We start from the raw sequence: 19,296 nt of genomic DNA on the forward strand, positions 1-19,296 counted from the left end.
ATACTGGTATCACATCAGTTAAAGCAATCTCGATTCTAACCTGTGGTTTCATCATTGAACTTCTTCGATACTGACATAGATAAACACGTGGCTACAATACTTTACATAGAAGACAATCAAGCAAACCTTCAACTTGTCAAACTGCTGCTTGCAAGACGAAATACTATCGATTTTCTTGAAGCAGAAACAGGAAAAGAAGGTTTAACACAGGCTTTCAATCATCTTCCGGATTTGATTTTGCTCGATATATCCCTGCCGGACATTAACGGAAACGAAGTATTAGAACAACTTCGCTCAAACGAATCCACCAGCACAACACCGGTTATAGCAATCTCCGGCAACCCTGTAGTGGAAACACAAAAGAATTGTCCAGGATTTCAACATTACCTTTCCAAACCTATCAACATCCAGGCCCTCACCGAGGCTATAGATACATTTATCAAATAGTTCAGATCTTGAAACATACCATTCTGTTAATGAACAGGATGTAAATGCATTGTTTTAGCACAGACAAATATAACGGATATCCCGGAGTCTCCTTCCTCGTTTGCCCACCAATAAAATTGAAAGACAAAACGCTGGTATTACGCCAAGTGACAGTTTTCGTATGAAATCTATTTACAATTCACCATATAATACTCTGCTCAACATCCTGTAAAAGTCCAATAGGATACCCCGCGAAGGGCAGCAGTTTTTTTTTAAGATAACCTCTCAAAATGATGATTGATACAGACCTTCAATCAGGCTCTTTCCTTCAACTGCGACATGTGGCAATCCCGTTTTTCCCGCTGTACACACTTTTACACTGGGAAATTTCTATTTCACTTCCTGTTTTTTAAAACCTATACTGAAGATATCCAATAATATTAATAGCCCTGTCTAACACTGTCATCCAGTTACAATACAATGTTTTTATTGCAGAACATTAGGTATAAAAACAGCAATAAACGTTTTGGGAGAAAAACATGCTTAGCTCACTCACAGTAAAACAACGAATGTATTTAATTATCGGCGCTATATTCACCCTCTTTGCTGTTATGTCATATTTTGCCATACAGAACGGAACAAGCGCTCGCGATTTGGGTATTGCCAAAACAGGCGAAGTGATGCTCGAGGATCAAAAGGCAAAAATACAGGTGGCAACTCATACTATCGCCCTGGCCGTTGGCCATGCTATCGCAGATATTGATGAACCAGACAAAAAAATTGAAGTAATACGAAAACTCATCGACGATATCCGATTTGAAAATGATAAATCAGGCTACTACTTTGTTTACGATGGAACAATAAACGTTGCCCTTCCACCTAATACATCACTTCAGGGAAAAGATCTCGGTGGTCTTAAAGATAAAAACGATGTCTACCTGGTTCGTGATCTACGCGATAAAGCAGCAGGTGGTGGAGGTTTTGTGCAATATCTCTGGGATAAAGGAGATATTAAAGATGTTCCAAAACTCAGTTATGCCGAGACTATTCCAGGAACACAAATGTGGATAGGTACAGGTGTTTACCTCGACAATATCGAGGCGTATCAAAGTGCAATGATTGCGGATATAAATGGCCAGGTGAAAAAACACATCTTCGTTATGCTGATAACAGCAGGCCTCATCTTTGTGGGAATCATCACCCTATGCCTTGTGATTGTAGTAGGCATCGTCAGGGGACTGCGATCCATGATCAACAGTTTTCAAGATATTGCCGAGGGTGAAGGGGATTTGACAAAACGCATCGCAATCAGCACAAAAGATGAGATTGCCGAACTCGCCCGCTGGTTTAATCTATTTCTCGATAAACTCCAGGCAATTATACGAACGATATCTCAGAATACCTTGGCAGTAGACAGCGAGTCGAACAACCTTTCCACTATCGCAAGTAACCTCAGTAACAATGCTGAACAGACTTCAAATTTATCTGACAACGTTGCTTCTTCGGCAGAAGAGATGAGTGTCAATATGAATAATGTTGCAGCAGCCATGGAAGAATCAACAACTAACACATCTATGGTGGCTAGTGCTGCCGAAGAGATGACCGCAACAATCAACGAAATTGCAGCAAACTCTGAAGAAGCCCACACTATATCTGAAAGAGCAGTTAGTCAGGCTGAAAGTACCTCAATTCGTATGGCAGAACTTGGTGCCTCTGCAGATGCTATCAGTAAAGTCACCGAAACCATCACCGAGATATCGGAACAGACAAATCTGCTGGCACTTAACGCCACCATCGAGGCCGCCCGCGCCGGTGATGCAGGTAAAGGCTTTGCAGTTGTTGCAAATGAAATTAAAGAACTTGCCAAGCAGACAGCCGAGGCGACGCTTGATATCAAAAAACAGATTGATGATGTACAAAGCACCACCACCACCACAGTTAATGAAATTAAGGAAATCAGTGATGTCATTAACAGCGTTAACACGATTGTAGCAACAATTTCGTCTGCAGTTGGGGAACAATCAACCGCTGCAGAAGAAATTGCCAATAATATCAATCAGGCGGCTCTGGGTTTATCTGAAGTAAATGAAAATGTCAGCCAGGTCACCATCGTAGCCGGGTCAATTACCAAAGATATCTCTATGGTTAACGAGGCTGCCGGAAACATTTCAACAAGCAGCTCTCAAGTAAATGTGAGTAGCCAGGACCTGCTCCGCATGGCTGAAGAATTGAAAAAAGTAGTCAACACCTTTAAAATTTAATTCTAAAGGTCCGTATGATTCAGGTAATACCGATAGCGGTTTACAACTCCCTCAGGAGGCTGTCCGAGAATTGGAATTTGATTCGAAATCGAGGCATTCTCAAAAAACACGCACAGCCATATATATGATATTGCCAGCAGTGTTTTTTGATAATTACGAAGAGTTCGGAACTAAAGCCATTCTCGGACAGCCTCCTGGCCGTTATCGACATATCGTTCTCCCGTTGTTCCTGGTGAATAAACGATGCTCCGTTTAGTGTGTATCTGGTTGTGCTCATTGCTCTATCTTCTGCATCCAGGCACTGCCTATTCCACACTTCCCGAATCACCAAAGATTCTCGTTTTTAATTCCTACCATAAAGGATACCTCTGGTCTGATGCTGAACTAAACGGCATTGAAGGGGCCCTTCTGCATGCGTTCCCGCAAGCGGATATTCGTGTCGAGTTCATGGATACCAAAAGAAATACAAGCGAAAAATATTTGGATCGACTCACGTCTTTCTTTTGGGAAAAATATATCCTTAAGCGATTCGATCTGGTTATTGCCAGTGACGATTCTGCGATAAACTTCATGATGGAATCAGGCAGGTTTATATTTCCGCAGACTCCAATCGTTTTCTGCGGGGCTAATGCGGTCGACCGCTCTCAGCTCGCAAAGCAAAAAGAGATAACCGGTGTAATGGAATATGCAGATCTCCAGAAAACCCTCGACCTCGCCTTACAGCTCCAGCCTGAAGCAAAAAAACTCATAGTTATCAATGATAATTCTATTTCCGGCAAATATATCGATGCAGAGTTAAGTAAACTGATCCCGCTTTACAGATCAACACTGGACGTTGAAATCATGCCGAATCTTCCAATAGAGAAGATCACACACAAGCTCTCCCAACTTTCATCAGATACTATTGTACTCCTGCTTCTCTACTCACAGGATGATGCAGGCAGACATTACGAACTGGATCAGGCTGCAGAACTCATCAGCCAGGCGTCGGCAGTGCCTGTATACAGCGTATGGGATTTCTATTTTAATCATGGAATTACCGGAGGGGTCTTGACTTCAGGATTTCTGCAAGGGGAAGCAGCTGCCAATATTGCTGTAAGCATCCTACGCGGCGCACATATGGAGGACCACCCTATCATTCTCAATGGTGGGAATACGGTAATGTTTGATTTCCGCCAGCTCGCACGATTCAATTTACCGATTGACCGGCTTCCACGTGAGGCAACAATAAGTAATATCTCCTATGGGGAGAAGAAAAACATCCTTCTTCTTCATTCATATTCAGCCAGTAACCCCTGGTCCAGGTCAATTTCAGAAGGCATTGAGGAACAATTTGCTCAAGCAAATCTCGATTATACTCTTCATATTGAATTTATGGATACCAAACGTTACACAGACAAAGGGTATCTCAATCTTCTGGCACGACTTTTCAAAGTCAAATATGGATCGATGGACCTGGATATGATTATCGTCTCTGATGATAATGCGTATAACTTTATATTAGCTCAACACAAACTGTTGTTCAATTCACCCCCGGTTGTCTTTTGCGGTGTAAACTATCTTGATGAACCCCAAGCCGCTCTTAACAAAAACATAACAGGCGTAGTGGAATCATATGATGTACTTGGAACACTGCAACTTGGTCTCACGCTGTTTCCGGAGACTACAAGAATCTTCGTCATTAATGACGATTCGGTAAGCGGCATCGCCAACAGCCAAAAAGCTCAGGCAATAATTGAACAATTACCCCTCCATCTCTACATTGAACATTCTGGTACTCTTTCAATGCAAGAGCTTCAACAGAAGCTCAAAACCCTTGATAACAACACGCTGGTTCTGCTGGGTGCATTTACTACAGACAAAAACAATAAACGGTTTACTTTCGATGAAAGTGCAGAACTTATTACAGAGAGTTCGACCAGACCAGTTCTTAGCTTCTGGGATTTCTACCTTAATCACGGCATTCTCGGTGGTGCAATAACAAGCGGTCGCGAACAGGGTAAAGCTGCTGCTGCACTTGCCATATCCAAACTCACAGGCAAAAATAGTGCCGATCAAGAATTTACAGAGCAGCAACTTATTATCCCGACAATTGATTACGCTATCAGCACCAAATTCGGTGTACAACTACAAACACTTCCCTCGAATACCCGGATAATCAACAGACAATTATCGTTTTTCAATCAGTATAGAACTGCTTTCTACACAATTCTTGTGCTGATAGGCTTTCTGCTCTTACTCTCGATAGTGCTTTCCACGAAAGTTATCATTCAAAAAAGGAAACACAGAACGCTCTCCGATAAAGCTGAAACCGATCCGTTAACAGGTACCAAAAACAGAGCGTTCTTAACGCGCGCCCTTAAAGGGCAAATGGTCACTGCAAAAGAAAACAACACGCAATTCATTCTCTGCTATCTCGATATCGATAATCTGAAAGTAGTGAATGATACTCTCGGTCACAACGCCGGCGATGAGTACATCATGCATACAGTCGCCTCAATACGAAAACATGTTCGTTCTTACGACACAATATGCAGAATCGGGGGTGATGAATTTGTCATTATATTACCTAGCTATACATCCGACAAAGCCCAACATCTCTGCCGCCAGGTGAACCGGGAACTTCGACTTCTCTATGCAAATTCAGTCCTCGATATCGGTACAAGCTGCGGCATCAGCATATACGACCCCAAAGCCCCTGTATCTGCTAATGAACTCCTCGCTGAAGCTGATAAGATGATGTACCAGACAAAAGAAAAGAAAAAAATGCAGCAAACCAATACCAAACGACAGGTTTCCGCTCACTATGATAACTTGTAAATAATTAAATCCTCTGTTAAAAATTAACGTGGAGCAGCAATGCAATCAGCATTACCTGAGATAGTCATCACAGCATTGCAATCACAATCTTACACATTTCCCGTTTGTCCTATAAAGAGAATGCAATTCAAATATATAATTACAAATATCAGACGGACTGCACCCCGTTTTTTTGTAATCCTACTCCTTCTTTCAGCTATTCTCACAACGATCACAACAGAGTCTCAGGCAAAAGAAAAAAACGTTATTTTTCTCAATTCGTACCATGTTGGATATAAATGGTCGGATGAGTTGTATGAAGGTTTTCTCAAAACACTGCAGCCTGCAGCGAATAAAGTCGCCCTGCATGTCGAATACCTCGACATGAAGCGTAACTTTCCAGAAGAACGCTATGAAATACTGGTTAAAAGCCTAGCTATTAAATACAAGACAATCCCGATAGACCTTGTCATTGTATCTGATGATGCAGCGTTTGCCTTTATTGAAAGATATGGACAGCAACTCTTTCCCGGAGTCCCCGTGTTCTTTTGTGGCACAAATTACCTTGAAGAATCTGCTCTAAAGAATCTGCCCAATTTTTATGGCATTACCGAAAAAGCTGAAATTGAAAAAACATTCAGCCTTATACTTAAGCTTAGACCGACAACCAATCACATCTACGTAATTAATGACCGGACAGTGACAGGCCTCAAGGTGAAGAGCCAGATTGAAAAAGCTATCACAAAGTTTAAACACCGTGTGGATTTTACCATCTGGGATGATCTCTCGATGCCCGATCTCATCACTCATGTCCACAATCTACCTGCAAACAGTATCGTCTTCTACACCTTCTTTTTCAGAGACAATGCAGGTCTACTATTTGAATACAACCAATCGATGCACCTGATTTACCGGCAATGCCCGGTCCCTATTTTCGGTGCCTGGGATTTCAACCTCGACCTTGGACTCACTGGAGGGATGCTCACCAGCGGTTATCAGCAGGGAAAAGCTGTTGCAGAACTTGTCATTTCCTGGCTTAAGGGCGTTGATCTGGCACATTTCCCCCGTGTCACTTCCAGCCCAAATCGATACATGTTTGACCATAACCAGTTGAAGAAGTTTGGTATACGTGTTGATCTTCTGCCTCAGGACAGCATAATTATTAATGCACCGGTTTCCTTTTTTACCCGTCACAAGAAGGTGCTTATTACATCCGGCATTTTTATTTCAATGCTGCTGGTTGTTATTACATTTCTAACAATCAATATCCTGAAACGAAAAAAGGCAGAGAAAGAACTACGACAGAGCGAAGAAAATTTCAGATCAATATTTTATAATGCTAATGATGGATTATATCAGGCCACTGCCGAAGGAAAATTCATCAGGGTCAACCCTGCTTTTGCACAAATGCTGAAGTTTTCCTCTCCGGAGGAGGTTATTACGTACTTCACCGATATCGACAACCAACTCTACACCTCCCCTGATACCCGTAAAAAATTCCTTTTAAGACATAAGAATATCGGCTGGGCAAAAGGTGAACACAGCCTTCATTGTCGGGACGGATCAGTTATTGATGTTATTGAAAATGCCCACACAGTAACTGATTCCAATGGAGAATTTCTCTATTACGAAGGTTCTATAACCGACGTTACGGAATACAAGAAGACTCAGGAACTCATCGCCCAAACAGAAAAACTCATTTCTCTGGGCGGAGTCTCAGCAGGCATAGCTCATGAAATCCGCAGCCCGCTCTCCTCAATCGTTCAAGGAGTTCAGGTTGTTCAGGGTCGTATATTTGATAATACCCCCTCTAACCTGCATTGTGCTCAAGAATGTGGTTTTCCATTAGAAGCATTCAGGCAATATATGAGCAAGCGTGCTATTGATGATCTGCTTACAAGTATCTATGACTCAGGTAAGCGGGTTGCTGTCATCATTGAGGACATGCTTTCTTTCAGCAAAAAATCTATTGGCGAATTTTCTCTGGAATCACTAGAGAAAATCTGTGACACCGCTATTGCCCTTGTTAAAAAAGATTTCATACTGAACGACGAATATCACTTTGACCGTATAGAAATAATCAAGGAAGTTCAAGACAACCTTCCACATATCTATTGCAGTTCCAGCAAGATACAGCAGGTGTTATTTAATATTCTTAGAAACGGTACAGAAGCAATGGGCGATGCAAATACCCAGTCACCCCGCTTTATCATTCGGATGTATGCAAACAACATGTTTACCGCAATTGAAATCGAAGATAACGGGCCGGGTATAAGTCAGGAACTTCAGCAGCGCATTTTTGATCCGTTTTTTACCACCAAGGGTCGTGATAAAGGAACCGGTCTGGGATTATCCGTTTCCTATTTTATCATCAAGGAAAATCATCACGGTGATTTACGCGTGGTATCACAACCCGGGAAGGGAACAACATTTATAATCGAACTTCCGCATGAACGAGCGCACACGCCTGGTTAGCCCTGCCCCTTAGCCATATCTTTTCAGTTTTCACTCAAGATGTTGCTTTTCCAGCATTCTGTATAGAGACTGAAAGCGGGCTTAAGGACTTAGGACTAAGGTGAAAGGAGTGAGGTGTAAACTACAACAGCTAACATACCGCATTCAATACATCATACGTATTGTAGCGTGTTCAGGTAGAACTGAGCAGAAGTCCCATCAGGCCTTACATACTTTCAAATTTTTATCCTGCCGGCTTCTAAGCCAAATCGCCTCTGCCATATAGAGGAACAATGCCCCCCAGATAAGCACGAATCCTATCATTCTCGACAGTGGAAATGGTTCATTATAGATATAAATACCAAGCATCAAATTGATGCTTGGAGCGATATATTGCAGAAGTCCCAGTTGAGTAAGTGAGATTCGCTGAGCGGCAAAACCAAACAACAGCAACGGTAATGATGTGATGAGGCCGGTACCGAAAAGTAGAATCATCTGCCAACTCCCCCCACTTAGAAACGAGCCTGAGCCCTTTGTTTCAACGAAGAACAATAGAGCAGCTGCGGGGACGAAAAGTACCATCGTTTCAAGACATAACCCTTCCAGAGCTGGTGAGGATGTCTTCTTGTGTAATAAACCGTAAATTGCAAAACTGATCGCAAGACAAAGCGCAATCCAGGGGAATTGCCCATAATAAAAGGTGAGATATAACACTCCGGAAAAGGCTAGAAAAAGAGCTGCAGATTGACCTTTACGCAGTTTTTCCTGGAGAAAGATAACCCCGAACAGCACATTTATTAATGGATTAATGAAATATCCAAGACTTGCCTCAATGACATATCCAGCATTTACAGCCCAAATATAGAGTAACCAGTTTCCGGCAAGCAATACTGCAGCACAGCTTGAAAGCGCAACGCTTCTCTTGTCTCGCATAATTGTCTTCAATGAGCTCAGACGCTTAAGCAATAGAATCAAGCCTACGGTAAAAAGCAGCGACCACGACATTCGATGACAAAGAATTTCGTGTGCTGGTACAGCTTTAAGAGCCTTCCAGTAAATTGGCAGGATTCCCCAGAGAATATATGCGCCCACAGCAGCGAGTACACCGTAATATTGTTGCATAATTATACCCGCATGCCCAAAGGCAGGCCACATATCGTTTAAAGATTACAGATTGAAACCCTGAGATGATAACAGAAATACTGGACCAATCATGAATCGAAAAGAAGACCGCTGGAAAGCCAGTAATAGACAATATAGCTCCCTGCAGTCAAAAGGAAAAGCGCCGAGATTTTATGAATGTAAGGCACAACCCGACGCATGGTACCTAAAACAAACTTTTTCTTTACTACGGCAATTCCAAGGGTAAGTGAATGCATTACCAGCCCCATCCCTAGAACATAACTGATAAACTGAAGCAATCCGGCAAAAAAATTACCAGCCGTGACTGAACTGCCTACCACTGCGAGAAATATCGGCAGGGTACAACCGAGCGATGTGGCACCGAATGCTAGTCCGAAAATGAAAAATCCCCAGCTATTCATCTGCCTCAGATCACCTACCATATCAACCAGTTTTAAAGCAATCGGCATAGTAACACTTTTCCCCATCATCATCCAGATTGACAGTAAAACGAGTATTACCCCTACAGCAACAGCAAACCACGGCATTATGCCTACAAGATAATAGCCTCCAGCCGACACCACAGCCCCAACGAGACCAAAGAGCAATCCGAAACCGGCAGTAACAACAATGGCAACCCAGGTAGCCTTCAATATGCGGGAAAGAACAGTCTGCTCAAGAAAATCACTATCTTCTGCCCCGAGATACAGGGTCATATATACCGGCAACATAAAAAAACCACATGGATTTACTGCAGAAACCATGCCCGCACCAAATGCGTACCCTACAGGAAGCAAATCGGCAAGCTGACTGATCCACTGGCTAACTGTTACTTGAATATCCATTCAAAACCTTTCCCCAAAACTATTTCTACTGGCTATTGCCAGAACCCCATCCAGTACCCCTATAGATATAGTATCAGAGCATTATTTGTACAGAACCTTTTTTAGTATTTCCTTAAAAGACGTTTCTCGGCACCTTAACACGGACTTCTCATCGCCATTTTTTCCCGGGTTAAGGTAGACACCATTTTACTGTAGTAAACTACCGCAATTGGCTTCTGGCCCTATAGCTACGTAAAAATGTATTGAGCCGAACATGTAGCTTTGACTCTTTCACTGGAGCACCACTTTTTTATTTGTAATGGTCATTTTTTCAATATGAAATCGGAAAGTTGCTTTTACAATCAAAAAGATAATGAAAAATACAGGCTAAACATATCAGAGTATGCATCCAGATATTACATCACTAACAATACATAGCTATAGCATATTGATCATTCAGAGCAATGGCCCAAATAACTCTTCCTCACTAACACTACCAATAACCCGTCGTTAAACCGTCCGTTTATCACAGTCGACATTTCTTAGCTGACCTGATTTTGTCCAACAAAATAAAAAGTCGACCCGGGTCGACTTTTTATTGACAGCTACATCTCGCCAGTGTAAAAGTCGACCGTGGTCAAGTTTACTAATGAGCAATAAGGATCAAGATATGTGCACTACACGAGAAGCCAAAAAGCGTAAAACCAAAAAAGCAATACTCTCTGCAGCCATTGAACTCTTTGGTAAGAACGGATTTGAACAAACAAGCATTGCCCAACTTGCCAAAACGGCCGGTGTAGGCAAAGGAACGGTCTACAGCTACTTTAAGACCAAACAGGACATCCTGCAGGCATTCTGCGATGATGAACTTGAATTTATCCATGAGCAATTGACATCTAAGACCAATGAAACTGCACCAGTATTAGAACAGCTTATAACAATTTTCATGGCAGAATTCGAATATGTCACCCGGAACCCTGAGTTCGGCCGACTCTATATGCAGGAAATTGTTTTCCCAAGACAGGAAGTAGCCCAAAAGCACAAGGAGCAGGAAAACAAATATTTCGAGATGATATTTCCAATTTTAACCCGCGCTCAGGAACGTGGAGAAATTCGCAAAGAGCTTGAGTTACTGCACCTTTGTGGACATTTCTTTGCACTTTTCCTTCTTCTCGTCCACACCTGGTATGCAGGCATTATTCCTACAGAAGAAGCAGAAGATGCTTTAGAGACATTATTCACACAAATCCTGACAGGGCTTCAACCAACACTGGTAATACCACACTAAGCAAAGGAAAACCCGATGAGAACAACGACCCGTCCCCCACAAACAGCACGGGCAAAATTTGTCTATTTTATCTGGAACAACATGCCCCGCTTTGTTCTGCTCATGATGATAGCCCTGATAATCTTTCTGGGTTTTGCTATCTTCAAAGAGCAGGAAATCATTGCCGCGAACAAGGCTGCAGCAATGAGTACAGAAAAACCGGCTGTTAACGCTGTTACTCTTAAATTATCCCCTACAGTCATAAGCGATAGGATCAACCTCCCCGGCTCTATCAAACCATGGACTGATTTGCAGCTCCTTGCCAAAATCAGCGGGACAGTAACCGAGATGATGGTTGAAGAGGGAGATCGCATAAAAAAAGGAGATATCATCGCAACAATTGAAGACGATGATTACCGCATTGCCTTAAAACGTGCGACAGCAGCCTTTAATCTTGCCAAAGCGGACTTCGATCGCGACAAATCAATCTATTCGAAAGGGATGATCCCCACTGCCGACCTTGAAGCACGTAAAACGGGAATGCAGACAGCCAGAGCCGATCTTGAAGACGCTGAACTTCAGTATTCCCGTTGCACCATTAAAGCTCCTATGGATGGTATCATTAAAAAGCTTGATGCCAAAATAGGCCTGTTGCTCTCTGTCGGTGATCCCATAGCTGAGATTCTGGAAATTGACAGACTCAAGGCTGTTATAGGAATTCCTGAATCAGATGTTAATGCAGTACGAAATCTCGATCAGGTAGAACTCACCATACAGGCACTTGACGGCGAAAAGATTTTGGCAAAAACACATCTTCTATCACCATCGCCAGGAACCGTCGCGAGACTCTATGACATGGAACTTGTGATTGATAACAGTTCCGGGCGAATTCTCCCTGGCATGTTTGTTAGGGCCAATATCGTCAAAAGAACAATCGAAAATGCAATCACTATTCCGTTTTATAGTGTGATTTCGCGTAATGACGAGCAGTTTGTTTTTGTTGAAAAAGATGGCGTGGTCGAAAAACGCAATGTCAGTCTTGGCATTATGGAAAAATGGATGGTGGAAATCACTGATGGCCTGAACAGCGGTGATAATCTCGTTGTTGAAGGACACCGTGATGTAGAAAACAATCAGCAGGTGCGTGTTGTAAAAGCAGCCACCAGCATTGAGGATCTGAAGATATGATAATCTCTGATACAGCGGTCAAAAAAAGTACTACCGTCGCAGTTCTGGCAGTACTCCTGATTGTGTTCGGAGTGTACTGCTACAAGGTGCTGCCACGTGAAAGTGACCCGGACGTCACCATACCCAATGTCTTCGTGTCGACCACGTATCGCGGGGTCTCCCCTACAGATATTGAAACAGCCGTCACCATAGAAATTGAAAAGAAACTCAAAGGCCTTGAAGGGCTTAAAAAGCTGCAGTCTGTCAGTTCCGAAGGGCTCTCTTCAATTAATGTCGAGTTTATTACGGGAACTGATATCGATAAGGCCGTACAGGATGTTAAAGACAAAGTTGACGAGGCACTCGGCGAACTCCCATCAGACCTTGAAGAAGATCCGACTGTCTTTGAGGTAAACTTCTCGGAGATGCCGATTGTCGTCTTTTCTCTGAGCGGCACATGCGGACTCCCCTGCCTAAAAGATATTGCAGATGATTTAAAAGATGACATTGAAGGGATTACAGGAGTTCTCGAAGTTGATGTTACAGGCGGTCTTGAGCGTGAAATCCGTGTTGAGATATTTCCGGAAAAACTTGCCTATTACGGGCTGAATATCGGTTCGCTCCAGCAAGCGGTTAAGAGTGAAAACCAGAACACCTCAGGTGGCAATATACGTCTTGGCAGCGGTCGTTTCCAACTCCGTGTTCCAGGCGAATTCACTACTCCTGAAGAAATTTACGGCCTGGTCATCGGTACCCACCAGGGGCAACCGGTCTACCTGAAAAATGTTGCCCAGGTTATTGACGGATTTAAAGAAGAGACAAGCCGCTCCCGCCTTGATGGTCGCTCAGCCGTAAATATCTCTGTAAAAAAGCGATCTGGTGAAAACATAATCAGTATAAGCAATGAGATTGACACCATTATCAGCAAGGACCGGATAACCTGGCCCTCAGGCACCAAAATAACCAAGGTGATGGATAAATCCCGGGATATTGAGCTGATGGTAGAAGATCTTGAAAATAATATCCTCACGGGTCTTGTGCTCGTCATGATCGTTATTTTCTTTGCCATGGGCATACGAAACGCTCTCCTTGTCAGCCTTGCCATCCCGTTTTCGATGCTGCTCTCATTTACCATTCTTTATCTGATGGGCATAACACTCAATATGGTGGTGCTCTTCAGCCTCACACTGGCGCTCGGCATGCTGGTTGATAATGCCATCGTTATTGTCGAAAACATATATCGCTTCATGGAACAGGGTGTCGGACGCGTTGAAGCCGCAATGAAAGCGACATCTGAAGTTGCATATCCGGTAATCGGCTCGACCCTTACGACCCTTGCAGCATTTTCGCCGATGCTTTTCTGGCCCGGGATCATGGGTGAGTTTATGAGTTACCTGCCGCTGACCCTGATTGTCACTCTTTCATCGAGTCTTTTTGTAGCCATGGTAATCAACCCTGCCATGGCCTCAATATTCATGAAAATCAAGACTCCGGTAGACCAGCAACCTAAATCGGCCGAAGAAGTAGCTTTTGCTGTTGAGCAACCCGCTGAAATCAAGGGTTTTATGCTCACCCAATACAGCAGAATACTATCAGGAGCCCTTGATAAACCCTTTACTATCATCGGATCGGCATTTTGTATTCTCATCCTGATGGTGGAAGGCTGGCTGCTGATTATAGGCTTGGAAAAACCTGTAGAATTCTTCCCGGAGATCGACCCTAAAGGTATGTATGTCAACATTGATGTCCCCGAAGGTGCAGATCTGGATTATATCGATACAATTATACAACGCGTTGAGTTCGCTCTATCAGGTGTTTCCATGGGCGAAAATGATGAAAATGGGGTCCCCTATACGAGTCTCTCTGCACTTGCTCCTAAGCAATACGAGAAGCCGAACGGTGAAAAGTACACATCTCCAAGTGATCTGAAAAATATCAAAAACATCTATATGCGCGGTGTCTCTTCATCAGGCGGAAGTTCTGCGTTTTCTGCCAACACACCCAATCATATAGGTGTGAGATTTTTAGAGCTTGACGAACGCTGGCGCTCCACCCATGAATCTGTTGCGGATATCCGTGAGCGGGTAAAAAATATTGCCGGCGGAAAAATAACCATCGCCATGGAAGCAGAGGGACCACCTACCGGTGCACCTATCAACATCGAAATCGCCGGTGATAATTTCGCTATTTTGGGAGAAATTTCAAATCGCATTAAGGATTATCTGGTTAAGATTCCTTATGTTGAAGATGTTCGTGATGATTTTGTCGAAGGTATTCCATCGGTTCAGGTTATGATCGACAGGCAGAAAGCAGCCCTTTTCGGTCTCACTACAGACGCAGTTGGTTTTGCCTTAAAAAGTGCCTATAACGGCCTGGAAGTTTCATCGTATCGTGAAGGTGATGACGATTATGACATTACTCTGCAATTGCAGCAATCAGACCGCGAGATGGTCGATATTCTTCATGAACTGATGCTCCCTACTCCAAGTGGCGAGCTGGTGCCTCTGTCGACTATTGCACGGGTAACTTTCGCTGGTTCTATTGGAGATATTACCCGCATCAATAATGAGCGTGTGGTTACAGTTAAGGCAAACGTCGACGAGACTAAAATTCCGGGACCAGTAGTAAGAGAAGAGGCAGAGAAGTTGCTTGCCGATCTTGCACTACCTCCTGGATATTCCATTAAATTTACTGGCGAGAATGAATTTCAAAAAGAATCAGAAGAATTTCTCAGCAAGGCATTTGCTGTAGCTCTGCTGCTCATATTCCTTATTCTGGTATCTATGTTCAACTCTGTGAGTCAGCCGTTTATTATCATGACTTCAGTGATTCTCTCTTTGGGCGGTGCCTTTTTAGGGCTCACCCTGTTCCAGTCTCCGTTTGGAATAATCATGACCGGTGTCGGGGTTATTTCGCTGGCAGGTGTAGTTGTCAATAATGCTATTGTCCTGATCGACTACACCAATAAACTTCGCGAACGCGGCTACGCCTTAAAGGATGCTGTACTATCAGCCGGCGCTACACGATTGCGCCCGGTACTACTCACTGCAGTAACAACGATCCTCGGACTTATCCCGATGGTTACAGGTATTTCTTTTAACTTTCATACCTGGTCGATGTCATGGGTAAGTGAATCGAGCCAGTGGTGGCAATCTATGGCGGTTGTTGTCATTTTCGGTCTTGTCGTTGCAACCTTCCTTACCCTTGTGGTTGTGCCTACGCTCTATTATCTTATTGAAAGATTTGGTACTATATTCGGGCAGGCAAAGGAGAGAATACGTGAAATGTACTGGAAACCCTACCCGTATCTCGCTGGAGAACCACTTGTAAAAGAGGAAAATCAATGATCAGAAATTATCGTAGTTTCCTTAACAAAGCATATATACCACTTGCTGTGATGCTGATCATGTCAGGACCGGTACACGCTGCAGAGAGCAGTTATCAGCTCACCATGAAAGATGCGGTCGAGCAGGCCCTGCAAAACAACCTGAATCTTAAACTTGAACAGGAAAATACCAACATCGCTCAAGGTGCTGTTGATATTGCAGGAAGTCGCTTTGACAAGCTCCTCACCGCTGAGGCAGGTTATAATAGTGAAGAAAGCACCCCACTTGTTATCGGAAGTGCAGAGCAGGAGGATACCACAGCTCTTAGCGCTGCTCTGCAAAAACGGTTCACTACAGGTACAGAGGTTCAGGTAGGCATAGCCAACTCACGTTACGACACAGATGCGAAGGGGATGCTGCTGAACCCTTCATACGGTAACTCAGTAAGCCTTGGTCTAACTCAGCCCGTTCTGCGCGGCTGGGGAAGGGATATTCAGACGGCCTCAATTACTGCTGCTGAGAATGAATTGCAGGCCTCAACATTTCAGGTGGACAGCACGGCAGCTAATCTTGCAGCGCAGGTTAAGCTGGGATATTGGGAACTGGTGTTTGCATGGCAGGATATCGAGGTGAAAAAGCTCTCTGTTACCCTTGCGAAAAAACTGCTTGAAGAAACCGAAGCAAAAATTTCAGCAGGTAAACTTGCAGAAATTGAACTCTATCAGCCGCAGTCTGAAGTCGCCAGACGTGAAGAGGATCTGATTGCAGCAGAGCGGGCAATAGGTGTTGCTGATGATGAACTTAAATTGCTGTTAAACAGCAATGACTGGATCACTCCATTTAAACCTGTCGACACCCCTGATAAAACTCCGGTCACGCTAGATCCACAAGAAATTCTGGCAGATGCCCTGACAAACCGTCCAGATCTTAAAGCAGCAGAAATGAACATAAACGCTGCCCGTTTCCGTGAAAAAATTGCGGTCGATGACCTTCGCCCCAGCTTGGACCTTGTGGGCAGCGTAGGTTTTGGCGGGACAGATGACGGTTATGGCAGTGCCTTTGAATCAACGGTTGATGATACCGATACCACCTGGCAGGTCGGACTCAATCTCAGCCTGCCGATAGACAACTCTGCCGCCAAAGGCTCGCTTCAACAGGCCAGAGCATCGTATTCACGTGCACGAACCACCGCTCAATTGCTCAAACTTGAAATCACTAAAGGTGTTCGTGGCGCTGTCCGGGATGTTCAGCTGGCTATTAAAGCGATGGAAGCAACTGCCAAAACCAGTTTTGCAACTCGTAAAAGACTTGAGGCCGAACAGGCTAAATTTGACGCCGGCCGTTCCACTACACTCGATGTACTGATTGCCCAGGAAGCATATTCTCAGGCACTCAGTCAGGAAAAACGTACAGATATACGGTACGAACAGGCTTTGGCTGAACTCGATCGTATACAGGGAAAGATCTCTTTTATCAGCAAAAGAATCTAACCTCTTCAGAACACACCGGCCGTATGTTGTTAAAAAAGCATTACGGCCGCTGCTTCTTCTCTTTGTACCCTCCTTTCAGCACAATCTCAAGAACAGGTCTTTTGACAATATAACAAAAAACCTGATATCTTGAATAAAACAATATTTCTCTTCCACAATGTATATGTCGCTGTGATTTATCCACCGACTCCGATATCGGATAGATATACCTACTGGAAAGCCGACTCATAGATATAACGGATGAATAAACGCGAAATTTATAACCAAATGTGTCGTAACGCTCGACTTCCAACGCCCTCACAGGTGGCTCTGGAAGTTATGAGGTTGTGTTACAGTGATACGTCATCGCTTGAGGATATCGCCAGAGTCGTTGAAGGAGACTCAGCGCTCTCAGCCGAATTCCTCAAATACGCCAACTCCGCAATAATGGGTTCATCGATCGCAGTTGCCTCTGTGCAAAGGGCTGCAGTAAAAATTGGCCTAAAGGGAATGGTGAACCTTGCTCTCAGTTTTTCTCTCCTTTCTCAACAGAAAAGCAGTGAGTGCACCGGATTCAGTTACAGTCTTTTCTGGTCAAAATCTCTGGCCCAGGCAGTAGCAGGCAGATCAATAGCCTCTCGGCAAAAACATTTTGATCAGGATGAAATCTTCACCTGCTGCTTGCTCAGTAAGGTAGGTGAACTTGGAATGGCTACAGCATTTCCTGATGAGTATTCAACAATTCTATCTCAGCAGCTCGGCCCTGAAGAATTACTGATTGCCGAACAGAATGCTTTTAATATAGATCACAATGAACTGACTATTGAGATGTTTGCAGACTGGGGCATTCCGAAATTTTTCAGGTTAGCATTACAACAGCTATCAAACCGCCACAACGGTGAGGTCGACGATGAAATAATCCAGCTGGCAAATCTGTTTTCACTTGCCCAGCAGATAGCAGACATATGCATGCTCAATCTGCCGCTGAATCAATCTTTTGTGGAAATTGAACAACTCGCAGAATCTTTTGGTATACCTGTCAAAAGCTTTAATCAGTTTTTTGACGAAGTGGTTAAAACGTGGCAGGATTGGGGATCACTCTATCAGATTGAGACCCAGCACTGTCCAATCTATTATCATATAAAAAATCAGGAAGAGACAACCGTAGTCCCTCAAGTTGAAGATCAAACAAAAAAACCGATTCTCATCCTGGCAGTTGATGATGACCCCATGACCCTACTGAACCTTAGTAGAATCCTCCAATCTGATGATCGAAAAATCATCACTGCAGAAGACGGTATAATGGCACTTGAGATGGCAAAAGAGCATCAACCAGAGATGGTCATTACCGATTGGAGAATGCCGCAACTCGATGGCCTGGAACTCTGCTCAACCCTTCGCGGTTCTGCTATCACTCAAAATATCTATATTGTCATGCTTACCGGAAATGAATCTGATGACGAGCTCGTTCAAGCATTCGATGCAGGGGCCGATGACTATGTCGTAAAACCATTTACCCCGAAAGTTCTCGAAGCACGGATCAGAAGCGGTGAGCGTCTGATCAGGTATCAGCGAACTATTAACTCTGATCGAGAAGTCATCCAGAGGTATGCAACCAAACTGGCATCGGCAAATCGCAAATTACAAACAATGGCCATGACAGACACCCTGACCGGTCTGCCCAATAGAAGAAGTGCCATGGCCAGGATGAAGGATGCGGTTGCAGAAACACAACGTTTTGGCGAAAAACTGAGCTGTATTCTCATAGACATCGATTTTTTTAAAAAGGTAAACGATACCTACGGACATGATAACGGAGATATTGTCCTCATAGAGATCGCAAAGGTATTCAGCAAAAATGCCCGCAGCTACGACATGGTAAGTCGCATGGGCGGAGAGGAGTTTCTGGTAATATCCACCCGAAGTGATGGTGATGTCTGCTATCAGCTGGCCGAGCGCTTACGTTCTGCTGTTGAGCAGCATACTATAGCTTTGACCAACGGCACAACTGCCAACGTTACAATTTCTCTGGGCGTAGCAACATGGCAGGAAGGTTACAGGCACGGTGGAGACCTGATTAAAGCAGCTGATGATGCACTGTATAAGGCTAAGCGGACAGGTCGTAACAAAGTGGAGAGATCATGGTAAGAGAAGTCTCCACATAGTCGATGCATATGAGTG

11 protein-coding genes are annotated in these 19,296 nt (G+C 43.9%); 9 read left to right on the forward strand and 2 right to left on the reverse strand.

Features of this window, described 5'->3' with window-relative positions:
- Positions 1-87 precede the first annotated feature (87 nt).
- The 4 genes from FCL46_RS16140 (at position 88) to FCL46_RS16155 (ending at position 7,961) form a co-directional block, all read left to right on the forward strand.
- Positions 88-447: a response regulator gene (locus tag FCL46_RS16140; protein ID WP_167505819.1), complete on the forward strand. Its 360-nt coding sequence runs from the start codon at positions 88-90 to the stop codon at positions 445-447.
- A 518-nt stretch (positions 448-965) separates the two neighbouring features.
- The gene (locus FCL46_RS16145; RefSeq protein WP_136806600.1) at positions 966-2,687 is read left to right on the forward strand and encodes a methyl-accepting chemotaxis protein; all 1,722 of its coding nucleotides are present in this window, start codon (positions 966-968) and stop codon (positions 2,685-2,687) included.
- Between the two features lie 243 nt (positions 2,688-2,930).
- Positions 2,931-5,507 (forward strand): diguanylate cyclase domain-containing protein, encoded by a 2,577-nt coding sequence (locus tag FCL46_RS16150; RefSeq protein ID WP_136806599.1) that lies wholly within the window; start codon positions 2,931-2,933, stop codon positions 5,505-5,507.
- A 39-nt stretch (positions 5,508-5,546) separates the two neighbouring features.
- Positions 5,547-7,961 carry an ATP-binding protein gene (locus FCL46_RS16155; RefSeq protein WP_136806598.1) on the forward strand — a complete coding sequence of 805 codons (2,415 nt, stop codon included), beginning with the start codon at positions 5,547-5,549 and terminating at the stop codon, positions 7,959-7,961.
- Positions 7,962-8,159: 198 nt separating this feature from the next.
- On the opposite strand, the gene rarD is transcribed toward FCL46_RS16155, so the two are convergent.
- Positions 8,160-9,062 carry an EamA family transporter RarD gene (gene rarD, locus FCL46_RS16160; RefSeq protein ID WP_136806597.1) on the reverse strand — a complete coding sequence of 301 codons (903 nt, stop codon included), beginning with the start codon at positions 9,060-9,062 and terminating at the stop codon, positions 8,160-8,162.
- 89 nt (positions 9,063-9,151) lie between these two features.
- Complete coding sequence (locus tag FCL46_RS16165; RefSeq protein WP_136806596.1) at positions 9,152-9,907, reverse strand: cytochrome c biogenesis CcdA family protein; 756 nt, start codon at positions 9,905-9,907, stop codon at positions 9,152-9,154.
- Between the two features lie 649 nt (positions 9,908-10,556).
- Here FCL46_RS16165 and FCL46_RS16170 point away from each other — a divergent pair.
- The 5 genes from FCL46_RS16170 to FCL46_RS16190 all read left to right on the forward strand — a co-directional run bounded on the left by FCL46_RS16170 (position 10,557) and on the right by FCL46_RS16190 (position 19,263).
- Positions 10,557-11,174 carry a TetR/AcrR family transcriptional regulator gene (locus FCL46_RS16170; RefSeq protein WP_167505818.1) on the forward strand — a complete coding sequence of 206 codons (618 nt, stop codon included), beginning with the start codon at positions 10,557-10,559 and terminating at the stop codon, positions 11,172-11,174.
- Between the two features lie 15 nt (positions 11,175-11,189).
- Positions 11,190-12,341 (forward strand): efflux RND transporter periplasmic adaptor subunit, encoded by a 1,152-nt coding sequence (locus FCL46_RS16175; protein ID WP_136806594.1) that lies wholly within the window; start codon positions 11,190-11,192, stop codon positions 12,339-12,341.
- On the forward strand, positions 12,338-15,667 hold the full coding sequence (locus FCL46_RS16180) for an efflux RND transporter permease subunit (RefSeq protein ID WP_136806593.1): 3,330 nt from the start codon (positions 12,338-12,340) through the stop codon (positions 15,665-15,667). Before FCL46_RS16175 ends, FCL46_RS16180 begins: the two co-directional genes overlap by 4 nt.
- A complete protein-coding gene (locus FCL46_RS16185; protein WP_136806592.1) occupies positions 15,664-17,136 on the forward strand; it encodes a TolC family protein in 1,473 nt (490 codons plus the stop codon). Before FCL46_RS16180 ends, FCL46_RS16185 begins: the two co-directional genes overlap by 4 nt.
- 240 nt (positions 17,137-17,376) lie before the next feature.
- Positions 17,377-19,263, forward strand: a complete 1,887-nt coding sequence (locus tag FCL46_RS16190; RefSeq protein WP_136806591.1) for a diguanylate cyclase — start codon at positions 17,377-17,379, stop codon at positions 19,261-19,263.
- The last annotated feature ends 33 nt before the right edge of the window (positions 19,264-19,296 follow it).

Source organism: Desulfosediminicola flagellatus (assembly GCF_005116655.2).
Lineage (GTDB): Bacteria > Desulfobacterota > Desulfobulbia > Desulfobulbales > Desulfocapsaceae > Desulfopila > Desulfopila flagellata.

Excerpts from the sequence above, each read along its gene's own strand:
- FCL46_RS16145 (WP_136806600.1), top strand. The coding sequence starts at position 966 with ATGCTTAGCTCACTCACAGTAAAACAACGAATGTATTTAATTATCGGC.
- FCL46_RS16150 (WP_136806599.1), top strand. The coding sequence starts at position 2,931 with ATGCTCCGTTTAGTGTGTATCTGGTTGTGCTCATTGCTCTATCTTCTG.
- FCL46_RS16155 (WP_136806598.1), top strand. The coding sequence starts at position 5,547 with ATGCAATCAGCATTACCTGAGATAGTCATCACAGCATTGCAATCACAA.
- rarD (WP_136806597.1), bottom strand. The coding sequence starts at position 9,062 with ATGCAACAATATTACGGTGTACTCGCTGCTGTGGGCGCATATATTCTC.
- FCL46_RS16165 (WP_136806596.1), bottom strand. The coding sequence starts at position 9,907 with ATGGATATTCAAGTAACAGTTAGCCAGTGGATCAGTCAGCTTGCCGAT.
- FCL46_RS16170 (WP_167505818.1), top strand. The coding sequence starts at position 10,557 with ATGTGCACTACACGAGAAGCCAAAAAGCGTAAAACCAAAAAAGCAATA.
- FCL46_RS16175 (WP_136806594.1), top strand. The coding sequence starts at position 11,190 with ATGAGAACAACGACCCGTCCCCCACAAACAGCACGGGCAAAATTTGTC.
- FCL46_RS16180 (WP_136806593.1), top strand. The coding sequence starts at position 12,338 with ATGATAATCTCTGATACAGCGGTCAAAAAAAGTACTACCGTCGCAGTT.
- FCL46_RS16185 (WP_136806592.1), top strand. The coding sequence starts at position 15,664 with ATGATCAGAAATTATCGTAGTTTCCTTAACAAAGCATATATACCACTT.
- FCL46_RS16190 (WP_136806591.1), top strand. The coding sequence starts at position 17,377 with ATGAATAAACGCGAAATTTATAACCAAATGTGTCGTAACGCTCGACTT.